This is a genomic window from Brevibacterium paucivorans (assembly GCF_016907735.1).
Taxonomy (GTDB): domain Bacteria; phylum Actinomycetota; class Actinomycetes; order Actinomycetales; family Brevibacteriaceae; genus Brevibacterium; species Brevibacterium paucivorans.
The window spans coordinates 368,246-383,951 of the sequence record NZ_JAFBCP010000001.1 but is presented as its reverse complement, the minus strand read 5'-3'; the positions used below and the strand labels follow the sequence as shown (position 1 = coordinate 383,951).

12 protein-coding genes are annotated in these 15,706 nt (G+C 55.8%); 6 read left to right on the top strand and 6 right to left on the bottom strand.

The genetic code is table 11. The annotated features are described in order from the left end of the window. Positions 1-10: 10 nt before the first annotated feature. The 4 genes from JOE56_RS01800 to JOE56_RS01785 form a co-directional block, all read right to left on the bottom strand. Positions 11-658, bottom strand: coding sequence for a hypothetical protein (locus JOE56_RS01800; RefSeq protein ID WP_204514566.1), 648 nt, complete (start codon positions 656-658; stop codon positions 11-13). Between the two features lie 10 nt (positions 659-668). Beyond that, on the bottom strand, positions 669-1,349 hold the full coding sequence (locus JOE56_RS01795) for a hypothetical protein (RefSeq protein ID WP_204514565.1): 681 nt from the start codon (positions 1,347-1,349) through the stop codon (positions 669-671). A 10-nt stretch (positions 1,350-1,359) separates the two neighbouring features. Further along, positions 1,360-2,052, bottom strand: coding sequence for a hypothetical protein (locus JOE56_RS01790; RefSeq protein WP_204514564.1), 693 nt, complete (start codon positions 2,050-2,052; stop codon positions 1,360-1,362). Between the two features lie 131 nt (positions 2,053-2,183). Then, positions 2,184-3,569 (bottom strand): MFS transporter, encoded by a 1,386-nt coding sequence (locus JOE56_RS01785; RefSeq protein ID WP_204514563.1) that lies wholly within the window; start codon positions 3,567-3,569, stop codon positions 2,184-2,186. 195 nt (positions 3,570-3,764) lie between these two features. Here JOE56_RS01785 and JOE56_RS01780 point away from each other — a divergent pair, with 195 nt between their 5' ends. The 4 genes from JOE56_RS01780 to JOE56_RS01765 all read left to right on the top strand — a co-directional run bounded on the left by JOE56_RS01780 (position 3,765) and on the right by JOE56_RS01765 (position 9,218). Next, the gene (locus JOE56_RS01780; protein WP_338028599.1) at positions 3,765-5,264 is read left to right on the top strand and encodes an amino acid ABC transporter substrate-binding protein/permease; all 1,500 of its coding nucleotides are present in this window, start codon (positions 3,765-3,767) and stop codon (positions 5,262-5,264) included. Then, entirely contained in the window at positions 5,261-6,004 is a 744-nt protein-coding gene (locus JOE56_RS01775) for an amino acid ABC transporter ATP-binding protein (RefSeq protein ID WP_338028598.1), read from the top strand. The genes JOE56_RS01780 and JOE56_RS01775 overlap by 4 nt, the downstream gene beginning before the upstream one ends. 189 nt (positions 6,005-6,193) lie before the next feature. After that, complete coding sequence (locus JOE56_RS01770; protein ID WP_204514562.1) at positions 6,194-7,729, top strand: FMN-binding glutamate synthase family protein; 1,536 nt, start codon at positions 6,194-6,196, stop codon at positions 7,727-7,729. 73 nt (positions 7,730-7,802) lie between these two features. Continuing rightward, positions 7,803-9,218, top strand: coding sequence for an MBL fold metallo-hydrolase (locus JOE56_RS01765; protein ID WP_204514561.1), 1,416 nt, complete (start codon positions 7,803-7,805; stop codon positions 9,216-9,218). Here the strand turns inward: JOE56_RS01765 and JOE56_RS01760 are convergent. Further along, positions 9,204-9,806, bottom strand: coding sequence for a DUF421 domain-containing protein (locus JOE56_RS01760; protein ID WP_204514560.1), 603 nt, complete (start codon positions 9,804-9,806; stop codon positions 9,204-9,206). The genes JOE56_RS01765 and JOE56_RS01760 overlap by 15 nt on opposite strands. Positions 9,807-9,952: 146 nt before the next feature. Here JOE56_RS01760 and JOE56_RS01755 point away from each other — a divergent pair, with 146 nt between their 5' ends. After that, on the top strand, positions 9,953-11,152 hold the full coding sequence (locus JOE56_RS01755) for a M20 metallopeptidase family protein (protein ID WP_204514559.1): 1,200 nt from the start codon (positions 9,953-9,955) through the stop codon (positions 11,150-11,152). Next, a complete protein-coding gene (locus tag JOE56_RS01750) occupies positions 11,149-12,321 on the top strand; it encodes a hypothetical protein (RefSeq protein ID WP_204514558.1) in 1,173 nt (390 codons plus the stop codon). The genes JOE56_RS01755 and JOE56_RS01750 overlap by 4 nt, the downstream gene beginning before the upstream one ends. Here JOE56_RS01750 and lysX read toward each other — a convergent pair. Next, positions 12,308-15,685, bottom strand: coding sequence for a bifunctional lysylphosphatidylglycerol synthetase/lysine--tRNA ligase LysX (lysX, locus tag JOE56_RS01745; RefSeq protein WP_204514557.1), 3,378 nt, complete (start codon positions 15,683-15,685; stop codon positions 12,308-12,310). The two genes, JOE56_RS01750 and lysX, sit on opposite strands and share 14 nt — an antisense overlap. Between the last annotated feature and the right edge of the window lie 21 nt (positions 15,686-15,706).

Here is a 15,706-nt window from a genome sequence, read left to right as displayed (position 1 = left end):
AGGGGCGTGATCATCGCCTCGTGGTGGACGAATACTGCGCCTTGCAACGGTTTAAAAACTCTGCCAGGGTGCGGGCATCCCGCGTGTGTATCCAGGTGATGGGAGCGGGTCGTATGTTTCCGTTGAGGTAGTAGTACGGCAACTTACCTTTGATATGTGGGCGTTCTGTTTGAAGTCTTTCAACCGTGTGAACGTCTGGTGCAATGATCGCTGTGTAAGGTATCAGACATCTGTTCGGGAACTGCTGGGCATCGATGTGAAGGATTTCGTCCCAAGCGTAGAAAAGGGGCGGTATTTCTTCCGAGATGCGGGCGAAGTCAGGCGGGTACAGGCCCTCGCGTGTGATGACCCAGTCCCGAGTTGCCAGTTTGTCTTGGGGACGAAGCTTAAGAAGCAGAACTACTATCATTCTCACGGCTGCCGCTGGAATCATGATGGCTAAGGCAACAAACCCGGCAAGAAGCAACCACGCGCGAGGGTCTTTCCAGGTTCCTTCCACGTAGGTGAGCCATAAAACGGCAACCGAACCCAGCCACACAAGGGGCATCACAACCCAGTTAAAAGTTTTCGCAATGGGACGGACACGAAGTGTCACTTGTCCTGTTGTGTTGAACTCGTGTTCGAGCTCGTCGAGGTAGCGTTGCTTGATCCGGGCCATCGTGGGTTTCCTAATGGTCTTGTGTGGAGAGTGAGTAGCTCTGTTTACACGCTTGCAGGAATTTTGCCAGGGTGCGGGCATCCCGTGTGTGTCTCCAGGTGATGTGAGCGGGTCGTATGTTTCCGTTGAGGTAGTAGTACGCCAACTTACCTTTGATGTGTGGGCGTTCCGTTCGAAATCTTTCAACCGTGTGAACGTCTGGTGCAATGATCGCTGTGTATAGTGGCAACGGCCATGTGTCCGAGCGCTGCTGGGCCTCGATGTGAAGGATTCCGTCCCATGAGTAGAAAAAGGGCGGTATTTCTTCCGAGATGCGGGAGAAGTCAGGCGGGTACAGGCCCTCGCGTGTGATGACCCAGTCCCGAGTTGCCAGTTTGTCTTGGGGGCGGGGCCTAAGAAGCAGAACTATCATTCTCACGGCTGCCACTGGAACCATGATGACGAAGGCAGCGGAACACGCTAGAATCAACCACACGTCAGGATTCAACCACGCGAGAAGGTTATGCGAGGGTCCTTCCACGTAGGTGACCCATAAAGTGGCGAGCGAACCCACCCACATGAGCAGTACTAGAGGTGGTATCACAACCCAGTTAAAGGTTTTCGCAATGGGACGGACACGAAGTGTCACTTGTCCTGTTGTGTTGAACTCGTGTTCGAGCTCGTCGAGGTAGCGTTGCTTGATCCGGGTCATCGTGGGTTTCCTAGTGGTTTTGTGCGGACAGTGAGTAGCGTTTTTTACACGTTTGCAGGAAGCTTGCCAGTGTGCGGGCATCTGGCGTGTGTACCCAGGTAATGTGGCTGTCCGGTCGTATCGTCCTGGAAAAGTGGGCAAACCATGGGATTCCGTTGAGCGGGACGTAAAGCCACTTGCCTTTGATGTATGGGCGTTCTGTTTGAACTCTTTCAACCGTGTGAACGTCTGGTTCAATGATCGCTGTGTATGGTGGCCACAGCCATCTATCTGGAAAACGCTTAGTGTCGATGTCGTGAATGCCGTCCCATGTGTAGAAAAGAGGCGGTATTTCTTCCGAGGCGCGGGCGGCATCCGGTGGGTAGACCCCCACACGTGTGATGACCCAGTCCAATGTTTCCAGTTTATCTTGGGGACGAGGCTTAAAAAGCAGAACTACCGCTTGCACGGCTACCACTGGAAGCCCTATTGCGAAGGCCGCGCAACAGACTAAAAGCAACCACGTTCGAGGCTCTTTCCACGTGCCTTCCACGTAGTTTACCCATAAGGCAATGACCGAACCCGGCCACGCGACCAGGGCCCCAAGAGAATACACAACCCAGCGAAGGATTTTCGCAATGGGACGGACGCGAAGCGTCACTTGTCCTGTTGTGTTGAACTCGTGTTCGAGCTCGTCGAGGTAGCGTTGCTTGATCCGGGCCATACTTAGAGTCTAGATAGCTTCGAACTCATGCAATTCGAGCGCATGACACAGAACTGAAACGTGCTGTGTAGCTTCAAACAAAACTGGGGCTCTTCCTGAAAACAGGAAGAGCCCCAGCTGAATGGACCGAATCAGACTCCCATAGGGAAGTGTTTGTGGTCCGGGCCGTTCTTCCGCTCGGTCATCTCTTCAGGGTTGTCCAACCAGTTCAGGCCCCGGTTACGCAGCATGAACAGGTAGACCAAGAGCGAAACTCCAATTGTGACCGTTGCATACACCACGAATAGGCCAGCGTGGTTAGCTTTTGCCGCTGACCAGATCACGGGTGCCGTTCCACCGAAAATCGAGTTAGCAAGTGCATAACCCAGGCCAACACCCAGCGCACGCACGTGAACGGGGAAAATCTCGGCCTTAACAATCGCGTTGATGGACGTGTATCCGGTCAGGATCACGAATCCGACTGCAAGAATAAGGAAAGCCACAACCGGGTTGGTGACCCCAGGAAGCACCAAGAACATGACCCAGGTGAAAAGCACACCGCCCACACCGAAGAACACCAACAGCGTGCGTCGACCCACACGGTCCGAAATCGCTCCACCGATGGGCTGCAAGATCATGAGAAGGGTCAACGCAATGAGTGAAATAACGGAACCAGTGATGGCATCTTCACTAAACGAAGCCTTCACCACGTTGGGGCCGTTGACGGAGTAACCGTAGAACGCCAGCGTCCCACCCATGGTCACCAAGAAGCACACAAGCAGTTCGCGCCAGTACACGGTGAGCAGTTCCTTCATAGACCCTGACTGCTTTGACTCACCGGAACGCGCCGCATCAATAGATTCCTGCGTCATCGATTCGTCCATCGTGCGACGCAACCACAGGACAACAAGAGCACCCAGGCCACCAATAAGGAAAGCGATGCGCCAACCGATTCCCGAAATCCACTCCATGTCAGCAAAAAGCAGCATGGTCAGAAAAACGGTTTGGGCAAGGACGTGCCCACCTACCAGCGTCACGTACTGGAATGATGAAAGGAAACCACGGTGTTTAGCCACGGCGGCTTCGGACATGTACGTTGCAGAGGTTCCATACTCGCCACCGGTGGCAAAACCTTGGATCAAGCGACACAGGATCAAAATGACCGCCGCCCATACACCAATGGACTCGCGAGTGGGTGTCAGGGCGATGACGAACGAACATCCGGCCATCACCATGATTGAGAACGTCAGAGCTGCTTTGCGGCCGAAACGGTCAGCGAAACGACCAAAATACCACGACCCAACGGGACGCATAAGGAAGGTGACAGCGAAAATAGCCCACACGTAAATGGTGGAGTTCGCGTCCTCCTTCGAAAAGAACTGGTGCTCAAACGCTTTAGCGAACACCGAATAAACATAAACGTCGTACCACTCAACGAGGTTCCCTGCGGAGCCTTTGAGTGTGTTAGCGACAGAATGGCCGAGCGATTGTGGCGCTCGCGTGCTCGTCGCCGAAATATTGTGTGATTTTTCAGACATGGTTCGAGGGTACTGCCTTTATGCACTATTTCTTCAACTCGCACACAAGCTTGCGAAGCTCGCTACTCCGTAGCCCAACCCGTACTGAGCAGGAAGACTCCAATCAAGGGGGTGGTGAGAGTGACTTTCAGCACACTCGCTATGGTGGAGACTCTGAGACATCTTTCATGAAACGTAAACAGAGAAGGATTTACAGTGCCCGTTCAAATCCAACGACGCTTTACGAGGACTCTCACGTGGGTCGTCATGGCGCTTTTTGTTGGCGTTCTGACCGTAGCAGGGATAACTCCAGCGCAAGCTCAACCTGACACATCGAAAACGTCGGTACATGCCAGTGGTGTCCAAGGCAAGAAGTACACCATCGCGACTGATACCACGTTCGCACCGTTTGAGTTCCGTGATCCCGCGACAGGCAAACTCACGGGTATCGACATGGACCTTCTTAGAGCCATTGCTGAAAATCAAGGGTTCGAAGTTGACATTCAGTCCGTTGGTTTCCAAGCGGCTGTGACGGCAGTTGATGCTGGTCAAGCAGACGGCGTGATTGCTGGAATGGGCATCACCGACGAACGCAAACAAAAGTTTGACTTCTCCGAACCGTACTTCGATTCCGGCATCCAGATGGCCATTTCCGAAAACGACGATGAGATCCAGGGATATGAGGACCTCGAAGGTAAAACCGTCGTCGCTAAAACTGGTACCGAAGGCGAAGCAGTAGCCAAAGAACTGGCAAAAGAACATAACTTCAAAATCAAAGGTCTAGACCAGTCAGCCACCATGTACGAGTCCGTCAAAAACGGAACCGCTGTCGCAGTTTTCGACGACTACCCAGTCCTTGCCTACGGTGTCGAACAGGGCAACGGACTGAAAATCGTCACCGACAAAGTGCCGGGGTCTCAGTACGGGTTCGCCGTGAAAAAAGGCGAAAACACTGAACTTCTTGAAGCTTTCAACGCCGGGCTGAAAAACCTGCGGGACTCAGGGGAATACGACAAAATTGTCGATTCCTATCTTGGTGGTGCCAGCAAAGACAACTCGAAACCGGGCAATATCTTTTCACTGGCGCAACAGACATGGCCAGCACTTGCAAAAGGTTTGTGGAACACACTGGCTATCACCCTCGTGTCCTTTGTCATTGCGATGGTGCTGGGCCTGGTCTTCGGATTCATGAAGGTGTCACAAAACCGTGTGCTCACCGCAGTTGCTTCAGCATTCGTCGCGATTTTCCGTGGAACACCGCTTCTGGTCTGGGCGTTCTTCTTCTACTTTGGCCTGCCGCAACTCATGGGCACTAAAGGTGACGTGTTCCTCGCCGGTGTAGCCACCTTGGCGCTCAACGCTGGCGCGTACCTCACTGAGATTGTGCGCGGAGGTATCCAGGCTGTTGATGTCGGGCAAATGGAAGCAGCTCGTTCGTTGGGTCTGCCATGGGGCAAGTCGATGCAAAAAGTCGTTGTTCCTCAAGCAGTGAAGATCGCTACTCCGTCCATCATCAACCAGTTGGTCATTACGCTGAAGGACTCCTCGCTCCTTCTGACCATTGGATTTGCTGAACTTCTCTACCAAGCACAACAGGTGTACGCCTCAAACTTCCGCACCACTGAAATGCTCATCATTGTGGGTGTGATCTACTTCGTCATCATTACGGTGCTCACCTGGATTGCCAACATCGTCGACAGGAGGCTCAACAAGTGAATAAGGAAAAGTCACCTGCAATCAAGGTCAGCGGGCTACGCAAGTCGTTCGGCGACAACGAAGTGATTAAAGGAATCGACTTCGAGGTGGCCCACGGTGAAGTCATTTCACTCATTGGGCCGTCCGGTTCAGGTAAGTCCACGATTCTTCGCATGCTGAATCGCTTGGAAGACCCCACGTCGGGGAAGGTTGTGATCGAGGGAACCGACATTACGGACCCAGCAACGAATCTCAACTCCGTGCGTCAACACATTGGAATGGTTTTTCAGCACTTCAACCTGTTTCCCAACATGACAGTGATTGAGAACATCATGCTGGCACCGGTTGAGTTGAAGAAAAAGAGCTCCAAGGACGCGCGTGACTATGCGATGCGACTCCTGGAACGAGTAGGCCTTTCAGACAAAGCCGATGAACGTCCACACAAACTTTCAGGTGGACAGAAACAGCGCGTCGCAATCGCTCGTGCCCTGGCTATGGAACCTCAGATCATGCTCTTCGACGAGGCCACCTCGGCACTCGACCCGGAAATGGTCGGTGAAGTGCTACAAGTGATCCGGGACCTCGCAAAAGAAGGCATGACCATGATCCTGGTGACTCACGAAATGGGCTTTGCTCGCGAAGTTTGCGACCGTGTGTTCTTCCTTGCCGGTGGGGAGCTTGTCGAATCAGGGCCTCCAGAGAACGTCTTTGACAGTCCGGAACATCGACGTACGCAAGACTTCCTGGCCAAAGTTCTGTAACCAAAGCCGGCGTAGCCAAAGCTGGCGTGACAACCCCGAGGTGGAACGACCTCGGGGTTTTCCTTCTCCAAAGCAGGGGAAGGAAAGAACTAGACAGAACCATTCACAACGCTCACCCGTGTGGAACATGCGTCCCCGTCACATCAGGGCTATGTTTAAAACGGATAGCGCACACACGGAAGGTCACTCATGGGTTCCCGATCAAAAATCATCAGCCTTGCAGCAGCCGTGACGGCGACAGCCACCGCTGGACTCGCAGTGCGAGACATTCTGCAGAATAAGCACTCGCTACTGCGCAACTACCCAGTCGTGGGGCGGGCACGCTACGCACTGGAAGGAATCCGACCACAGATCCAGCAGTACTTTATTGAACGCAACTGGGACGGCAGGCCATTCGACCGTGACACGTGTAGTCTGATTTACGCTCGCGCAAAAGGCGAGGACGACGAAGGTGCTTTCGGTACGGAGCTCGACGTGTCGCGGATCGGGGCAGAATACCTACCCCACTCCATGGTGCCAGTAGCCACACCCGAGGATCCTCCACGTGTCATGGTCGGGGGAGAAGACTGCACGCAACCGTACAGCATGTCGCTCATGAACGTGTCTGCCATGAGCTTCGGGTCGCTGTCCGACAACGCTATACGCGCGCTCAACAAGGGTGCTGAGCTGGGTGGATTCCTTCACGACACAGGTGAAGGCGCGATCTCGTCCTACCACCAAGAAGCAAACGGCGATCTCTTGTGGGAACTGGGTACAGGCTACTTTGGTGCGCGCGACGAGGACGGCAACTTTGATCCGCAGCGTTTCCGCGACCGTGCCGCCGACGAACAGATTAAATGCGTTTCACTCAAACTCTCACAGGGAGCCAAACCGGGCCTGGGAGGCATGTTGCCTGGACCCAAGGTGACAGAGGAAATCGCCGAGATTCGTGGGATTCCGGTAGGCAAGGACTGTATTTCGCCCGCCATGCACCGCGTGTTTAGCACGCCGGTGGAACTCATCGAGTTCATCGCCCGTATGCGTGAGCTGTCGGGTGGCAAGCCCGCCGGGTTCAAACTGTGCGTGTCTTCTCGCACCCAAGTGCTTGCAGTGTGCAAAGCCATGCTTGAGGTGGGCACCACACCTGACTTCATCATTATTGACGGTTCAGAAGGCGGAACAGGTGCAGCGCCACTTGAGTTCGAAGACCACGTGGGAATGCCTTTGACCGAGGGCCTGTCTACGGTCCACAACGCACTCGTGGGGACCGGACTTCGCAATCGCATCAAACTTGGTGCTGCAGGAAAGGTCGCAGCCGGAAACGACATCGTGAAACGCCTCATCCAGGGAGCCGACTTCACGATGTCGGCACGCGCCATGATGATGGCTATTGGGTGTATCCAGGCGCAAGTGTGCAACACTGGCGAATGCCCAGTGGGCGTTGCGACGCAAGACGCGCGTCGCGCTCGCGCTCTGGATGTCGAAGACAAGTCCATGCGTGTTTTCCGCTACCACAAAGCGACTGTGTACCAAGCGGTTCACCTCATGGCTTCTATGGGCGTGCAGGACCCCAGCGAGCTAGACCGGTCCATGTTGCGTAAGCGCATCTCTCACAAACAAACCGTGAGCTTTAACGAACTGTTTGACCATGTGGGAGAAGGGCAACTGCTCAGCGATGTGCCCGAGTCCTGGGCAGAGGCATGGAACGCCGCCAGCGCTAACTCGTTCCAGCCGTCGCACCGATAAGACGTGTGGCTGTGTGGAGCACAGAGTCAGTTAGAGTGATTGAAGGCCCGTTCGGTCAAGCTGGAAGGTAAACATGCTTCTTGAACGTTTCTACGACGAAGACTTGTCGCACGCCAGTTACTTTATTGGCTGCCAAGCATCGGGCGAGGCGATCGTCATCGATCCACGCCGGGATATCCACGTATACACCGAACTGGCCCAGCGACGCGGAATGAAGATCGTCGCCGTCACGGAAACGCACATCCACGCCGACTACCTTTCGGGAACCCGTGAGCTTCAGAACGCGGGTGCAACCGCGTACGTGTCCAAAGAAGGCGGTGCCGACTGGACATACGGGTTCGATGCTGAACTGATTGGCCACGGCGACACCATCACGATCGGTAATCTCACTCTCGAGGCCCGTCACACGCCCGGCCACACGCCAGAACACCTGATGTTCCTGCTCACCGACGGTGCGTTTTCCGACGAACCCGGGTACGCCTTCACCGGCGACTTCGTTTTTGCCGGTGATCTGGGCCGTCCAGATCTGTTAGATGAGGCAGCCGGTGGCAAAGACACCCGCTTTGGCGGTGCGCAAGACCAGTTCGACAGCCTGGCGCGCGAGTTCATGACCTTGCCGGACTACGTGCAGGTGTATCCCGCACACGGAGCAGGCAGCCCGTGCGGAAAGGCCCTGGGGGCCGTTCCGTCATCGACCGTGGGCTACGAAAAGCACAACGCGTGGTGGGCGCCGTTTGTCAAGAACGGCGACCGAGAAGGATTCGTCAACCAGCTCCTGGACGGGCAACCGGACGCCCACGCGTACTTCGCCCGTATGAAGACGGAAAACCGTGACGGGCCGGCCGTCATTGGTGAGGTCAAAGATTTGGTGGAGTACACCTCGGCGGAATTGGCGCCGTTGGTAGAAACCGCCGAGGTGGTTGTTGTGGATCCGCGCCACCACAGTGCCGTACATGAGGGGACAGTCGCTGGTTCGCTCAATATTCCTGGGCCGGACAAGGCTGCGAGTTTTGGTGCCTGGGTGTACGATCCGCAGAAGGATTCGACGCCACTGGTGATCCTGGCGAGTGACCGTGACGAAGCAAACGAAATCCGTGATCACTTAGTGAGAGTGGGGATCGACACCGTGACTGGCTATGTCACTGGCACGGAGGGTCTTCCGGTATATGTGCCTGCTGTCATTCCATTTAGTGAAGTGACGGATGCTGACTATCTTCTCGATGTTCGTGGCCGTGGCGAGTTCGATGCAGGGCATATTCCGGATGCTCACAACATCAACGGAGGACGTGTTCTGTGGCGTACCCAGGATTTGCCTCAAGACACAAGAATTGTGTCGTACTGTCAGTCTGGGGTGCGAAATTCGGTTGCTGCGTCTGCTCTGCGTAGGGCAGGATTCGATGTTGCAGAACTTGAAGGCAGTTACGGAAAGTGGTTAAGGACCAGGCTGCTGAGAACGCCTAGACCTCACGTATCGCTATTGTTGCGTTAAGCCTGAAGGGCCGGGATCTTGCATTACGAGTTCCCGGCCCTCAACATTCTCCAAAAGGCGCGGGTCAATAGGTGTACCCTCTTTGATAACTGAAAGCCGGCCAGTGGCTTCGAGGATGACACACTGAACCAATTCAGGGGACGCGATGCCGGCTTCGCGAATTGCCACATACAGATTGGCCTCGGTGATGTGCGCACGGCGCATGGCATGAGGGATCATCTGGCCGTGAGCCATAACAACGCGCGGGCGAGCACTCACGGCACGCCTAAAACCAACCGTGTGTTGAACTGCGCCAAAGATCGCTTCCATCACTATCAGGGTGGCTAAGCCGATGACCCCGACCATCACGGTGGGCGGGTGGCCCAAAATGACTCGACCAGCGACAGCCCCGAACATAATGATGACAACCGCGTCAAAAGAACTCATGGTGCCCAGAATGCGGATGCCAAAGACTCTGACGAGAACGAGGAATGCTACGTAGATGATGACTGCCGAGGCGATAACGAACGGAATTCGCCACAGGTCAATTCCGAACACCTCACCAGCAGCAGTCGCCCATCCCTGCGGAGGAGTGAAACGTTCGATCATATGAGCAACAGTACTCCTGGTAGTGGGGGCTCACAGGTCAGGGGCGCAAAGAGCCTGAGTTTCACATAACAAAACCGGCGTACCTAGGCATATTCGGGACTGCTAATTTGTGAGCCACGTTATAGAACTGGCTGAAAAGAGGCACGATGACGATCGATTTTATTGCGGAAGCGAAGGAATTGGCGAGAGATCTCATTGCGCTCCGCAGAGCACTTCACGCTGATCCAGAGTTGGGAAATGATCTGCCGCGTACCCAAAAACGTGTGCTCGAAGCGCTGTCCGGGTTGCCGGTAGAAATCACCTTGGGCAAAGAATTGTCCTCGATCACGGCGGTTTTACGTGGTGATAAGCCCGGACCCACAGTGTTGCTTCGTGGTGACATGGACGCCCTTCCCGTTGTTGAAGAAACCGGTTTGCCGTATGCGGCCACGAATGGCAACATGCACGCGTGTGGCCACGACCTGCACACAGCAGGCTTGGTTGGTGCAGCCCGACTTTTAAGCGCCCACAAGGACGAACTTGCGGGAACTGTTGTTTTCATGTTCCAGCCGGGGGAGGAGGGGCCCGGAGGGGCAAAGCCAATGCTCGACGAAGGCCTTTTATCAATTGCCGGCTCACCAGTTGATGCTGCGTTCGCTCTTCACGTTCTCCCTGGTGAGCAGGGCATCTTTGAGTGTCGTCCCGGAACAGCAATGGCTGGGTCGAACTACCTACGCGTGACTTTCCATGGTGAAGGTGGCCACGGTTCTAGGCCGGACGAGGCCATCGACCCAGTGTCACCACTCGTTGAGTTCTGCCAGGCACTTCAGGTCATGATTACCCGACGCTTCAACGTTTTTGACCCGGTAGTTCTCTCCATCACAACGCTGCAGGGTGGCGAGGCACTGAATGTGATCCCACCGTCTGCTTCGATGGGTGGGACAGTAAGGACGCTGTCCCACGAAACCACTCAGAAGTTTCCGCAGTATGCCAAACAGCTGGCCGACAGTATTGCCCAAGCGCATAACTGCACAGTTGATTTTGACTGGGAGCAATTTTATCCCGTCACGGTCAATACGCGTGACGAAGCAGAACTCGTGAACTCAACACTAACCAAGGTGTTCGGCCGTGAACGTTTCCGCGTGCCGGATGAACCGGTTATGGGCTCGGAAGACTTTTCGTTCGTTTTACAAGAAGTGCCCGGTGCATACCTGATGCTTCAAGCGAGCCCACCTGAGGTGGATCCGGCTACAGCCGCCTACAACCATTCACCACACGTACTTTTTGACGACTCCGTCTTGGCCGACCAGGCCGCAGCGCTCGCCCACATTGCGTGGGAGCACAACCAACGAGGAAGCAACTCATGACCCCTATCTTCGCCGCAACAATCATTCTCGCCTTCATTGCGTTGGGCGAGCTGATGTCCCTGTGGTCAAAAGCCCGCATCCCGGCACTTTTGATCGCCATGTTGGGAACGTTTATTGCAGTTCAACTCAAGATCATTCCCAACACCATCATCGACGACTCGTTCTTCCCACAGATCTACGCGATTCTGGTGGCACCTCTTTTGTTCCACATGGGTTCGCTGATCCCTTTGAAAACGATGCTCGCTCAGTGGCGCAGTGTAGTGATTTCGATTGCTGGAATGATCGTCGCCGTGGGTGTGATCGCTGCAGTGGTGGGCCCAATCTTTGGCTTCCAGTACGTTGTGGCTGGTTCCGGTCCTCTGGCTGGTGGGATCGTATCAACGGGTTTGACCACCGATGGCTTGAAAGCTGCCAACGTGGACTCCGCAATCGTAGTGTTGCCAGCCCTTGTGCTGATGCTTCAGTCCCTGCCGTCCATGCCATTGACTAACCTATTGTTGCGCAAGTTCGCGATCAAACTTCGTGATTCCGGTGACCTGGAAGAACTGGCTCGCAAGCAAAAGAAAGTCGAAAAGGAAAATGGCAGCGGTAAGAAGCTCGTCAACCTTCCCGACATGCTGGTCGACAACGAACTCTTCGTCTTGTTCCTCATTCTGGTGGGCGGTTCACTTGCGACGCTTCTGGCTATGCCCACGCACATTCCGTCGTCAATCATCGCCCTGGTCCTGGGTGTTGCGTCGACCGCAATTGGCCTGACTCCAGAACGCTCAATGGAGAAATCCAGCTCGTTCGGAATCGCCATGGCCAGTGTTGTCGCTATTGTGATGGCACCTCTGGTTGCTGCCTCCCTGTCGGATGTTCTGGCTGCTCTGCTACCAGTGGCTGTCATTCTGGCAGTGGGTGCTGTGGGCATCATGATTGGTGGTGCGATCGCCACCAAGCTCCTCAAATGGAAGACGACCCTTGGAATGTCGGTGGCGCTGACCGCTATGTACGGTTTCCCAGCCGACTACCTCCTCACCAACGAAGTTGTGCGTTCGGTAGGACGCACAGACGAAGAACGTGAGGCACTGAGCGAAGCGATGCTGCCACCCATGCTGGTGGGTGGGTTCACCTCGGTCAGTGCAGGATCCGTGGTGATTGCTTCAGTCTTGGTCAGCTTCCTGTAGGTTTCAAAAACGGGAAAGTCAGGGTTTGGCGGATCGTGGTGGCCGTGAGCATCATGACCACGCGATCCACGCCCAATCCCAGCCCACCCATAGGTGGGGCACCCATTTCAAGGGCGGTGAGGAATGCTTCGTCGACCTCCATCGCCTCGGGGTCACCAGCGGCAGCCGCCAACGATTGTTCGGTAAGCCGTTGTCGCTGGATCATGGGGTCGATGAGTTCCGAATACGCGGTTCCAACTTCCATCCCAAAAGCCACCAGGTCCCACTGTTCGGATACGCGACTGTCGTGCCTACCTGGGCGGGCCAGCGGTGACTTCTCGGCTGGGAAGTCGTAGTAGAACGTGGGCTCTACGGTCTGTTTTTCGACCAGTTCGTCGTACAGCTCCATGAGCATGTAAGCCTGGGAAGCGTCCGTAGGAACTTCAATACCGGCACGTGCGCACTCTGCGCGGTACACCTCGGGCGCGGTATCCAACGTGAGTTCCTGACCCACGGCGTGTGACACGGCTTCGTGGATTGTCATTGACCGCCATGAACCCGGCAGATACAGCTCTTGCACCTTTCCAGACGCATCACGGTACTTGGCGACCGGCTCACCGTTGACCGCCCGTGCCGCGTTCTCAATAAGAGCGATCGTGAGACGCTCTATATCGTGGTACGTCAGCCCGGAAGCGTACGCTTCAAGCGAGGTGAACTCCGGGTTGTGGGTGGCATCCACCCCTTCGTTGCGGAAGTTCCGCCCGATCTCAAAAATCCTGTCCATGCCACCCACCATGAGCCGTTTGAGATACAGCTCGGGTGCAATGCGCAGCGACAGGTCCATGTCATACGCGTTGATGTGGGTGGTAAACGGCCGGGCAGCCGCACCTCCGTGCACTGTGTGCAACATGGGTGTTTCGACTTCCATGTACGACTGTGCGTGCAGGGTGTCGCGCAATGAGCGGATCGCTGATGACCGTGCCACCAAAATGTCGCGCGCTTCCACATCGGTGAGCAAGTCCAGCGACCGGTTGGTGCGGCGCTCCTCTTCTCCCACCGGGTGCCCCAAAGCAGGGGTGGGCCTGATGGCTTTGGCCAGCACTGTCGCCTGTTCGACGAACACTGACAGCTCACCGTGATCGGTGGTTCCCACACGTCCGGTGACGCTCACGAAGTCACCTACGTCGAGTAGCCCCACATGCCAGTCGCTGACCTCTGAACGGTCCCACACGGTTTGCGCGAACGCGCCATCCTGCTCGATATCCATGAAAACCAAGCCGCCGAACCGCCTGCGTGACCGAACACGGCCACGGACGGTCACCTCGGCGTGGGTGAGGGTTCCGGGCGCTGGAACCGGGCGGTTTCGCGCGTTTAGGTCCAACACCGAGGTGGTAGAGACCGGCCCTTCAACCGGGTAGGTTTCGACGCCCGCTGACTCCAACGCGAGTTTGTGGTCGATCCGGTGACGCTGTTGTGGCGACCAGGTGTATTGGGGTGACGGCGGGCGGATGAATTCCTCGTCGAGTTCTTTTACACGGTTGAGGAAATCCGCCGAGGTGATCGTGGGTTGGGCGCCGAAAAGGGGAGTGGGGGTGGTTTGGGTGACGCTGGCCCACATCCAGGCGAGGATGGCGCGCAGGCTGGGTGGGGGAATGAAGCCTTCGGCGACACCCATTGAATAGAGCGCGTGGAAGGCAACCATGGTGTCGTCGAACGCGACCCATCGGGGAGACCACTGTGGTTGGTACTTCTGATTAGCCCGGTACAGCGATTCGATTTGGAAAGATCGTGACGCGACCTTCAGCAGCTTGTCGCTTGCCCGGGTCAGGGGTCCGGCGCGCAGTTCATCGGTGGCGACGAACACGTCACGGAAAACGGCGAAGTTCAAAGATATCTGCTTGATGCCTATCTCCCGGCCCTGCAAGGCAGTTTGAGCGACCAAGAAATCCGTCACTCCGGGGACGGCTGTGGGGGAGTGAACCATGACGTCGAGTGACAGTCCGTTACGACCCCACGGGACGAAGCTTAAAAACCCTATCGGGTAGCCAGAACTGTCGCATGCCAACGCGATGACAGAGTTGGAGTCGGCGGGATCCCCCATTCGCCCCAGCGCCATTGAGAATCCGCGTTCGACCTCGTGATTACGCCACGCGTCGCGGCAGTTTTCTAACTGAGTGACAAGATCAGCAGGAAGGTCACGCACGCGTGCCACCTTCGCGGTGATGCCCTCACGGTTCATGCGCCTGATAGTTTTGCGAATGTCAGCGAGCGCGGGGCTAGAAATGTTGAAGTCGGCAGTGTTGACGACAGCTTCGTCACCGATCGCAACGATCGCCAATCCCAAGGCCCTATACAGGCGTGCTGACTCTTGTGAACATGCCAAAACTACGGGACGAGCACCTACGGAACGGCAGTGAGAGTGCCACGATTGGATTGCGTGTGGCCAGGATTCCGGGTCCCCCACAGGGTCGCCGCTCGCAACAAAAACATTTCCCACGGCGCCGTACAGAACGGCGGCTCTGCGGTCGGGAGAGAATACCGCACTCTTGTCGCGTCGAGTCGCAAAATATGACAGTGAGTCCAGGTCTCCGAAGTCGAGCACCATGCGACGGATTTCGAGCTCTTCATCAGGCGTGACGGTGGCCGGTTTGGCTTTGATGCGGAACATCACAATGAGTGCCCAGATCAGTGCAATAGCTGAAATGGCACCACAAATGTAGAACACGATGAACGTCGTTGGGTGCTGTCCGTCCGTAATCGAACTGAGCCCAGAGGTGGATCCCAAAGCCGCTGAAAGCGCAAATGTCAGACGATCACTCCATGCACCCACCCCAATCGGGGTAAGGGAAGAGGCGAGAAGCGCCACCACAAACGACACAGCCAACCCGGACAACAAAATGCCCAGCGCCTTGAGGAAATTAGCTTTGCGGATTCGTCCAGGAAACGCGGGCCGCATCATGATGATGAGGATCAACGAGACGACGTTCAGCACAAAACCCGCAATCCTGAAAGGGAGGCTGAAGAACAGTGCGTCGAGAGGACTCGTCACTGAAATGTGTAGCTCACTGTTAGGTCCCAGCGATATGACTGCGCTGGTGTTAAGCACCGATGCGAGCACGCCCAGCGACGCGACCACCAGCATGGCAGTGTGGGCGATCCGCAGTCGTCGGGCCGCGGTGGTCGCTACAGCGATAAGGAAAACCACTGCCACCAAGGACGGCTCAGCTGGAACCGTGAACAGCGAAAAGAGAATGTACCCCGCGTCGGCTACATTGCTCAGGCGAATGGGGATCGTCAACGTTGTCCACACAGCGGCTAAAACGTAAAGCCAAATGAACACCCGTGCCAGGACTTCTGTTTTGCGTGGAGACGTGCGCTGTGTCATACAGCAACTTTACTGACACTG

What these genes read in the sequence shown, in the direction of transcription:
- JOE56_RS01765 (WP_204514561.1), top strand. Translation starts at nt 7,803, where the DNA reads ATGCTTCTTGAACGTTTCTACGACGAAGACTTGTCGCACGCCAGTTAC.
- JOE56_RS01800 (WP_204514566.1), bottom strand. Translation starts at nt 658, where the DNA reads ATGGCCCGGATCAAGCAACGCTACCTCGACGAGCTCGAACACGAGTTC.
- JOE56_RS01770 (WP_204514562.1), top strand. Translation starts at nt 6,194, where the DNA reads ATGGGTTCCCGATCAAAAATCATCAGCCTTGCAGCAGCCGTGACGGCG.
- JOE56_RS01795 (WP_204514565.1), bottom strand. Translation starts at nt 1,349, where the DNA reads ATGACCCGGATCAAGCAACGCTACCTCGACGAGCTCGAACACGAGTTC.
- JOE56_RS01785 (WP_204514563.1), bottom strand. Translation starts at nt 3,569, where the DNA reads ATGTCTGAAAAATCACACAATATTTCGGCGACGAGCACGCGAGCGCCA.
- JOE56_RS01755 (WP_204514559.1), top strand. Translation starts at nt 9,953, where the DNA reads ATGACGATCGATTTTATTGCGGAAGCGAAGGAATTGGCGAGAGATCTC.
- JOE56_RS01750 (WP_204514558.1), top strand. Translation starts at nt 11,149, where the DNA reads ATGACCCCTATCTTCGCCGCAACAATCATTCTCGCCTTCATTGCGTTG.
- JOE56_RS01790 (WP_204514564.1), bottom strand. Translation starts at nt 2,052, where the DNA reads ATGGCCCGGATCAAGCAACGCTACCTCGACGAGCTCGAACACGAGTTC.
- lysX (WP_204514557.1), bottom strand. Translation starts at nt 15,685, where the DNA reads ATGACACAGCGCACGTCTCCACGCAAAACAGAAGTCCTGGCACGGGTG.
- JOE56_RS01760 (WP_204514560.1), bottom strand. Translation starts at nt 9,806, where the DNA reads ATGATCGAACGTTTCACTCCTCCGCAGGGATGGGCGACTGCTGCTGGT.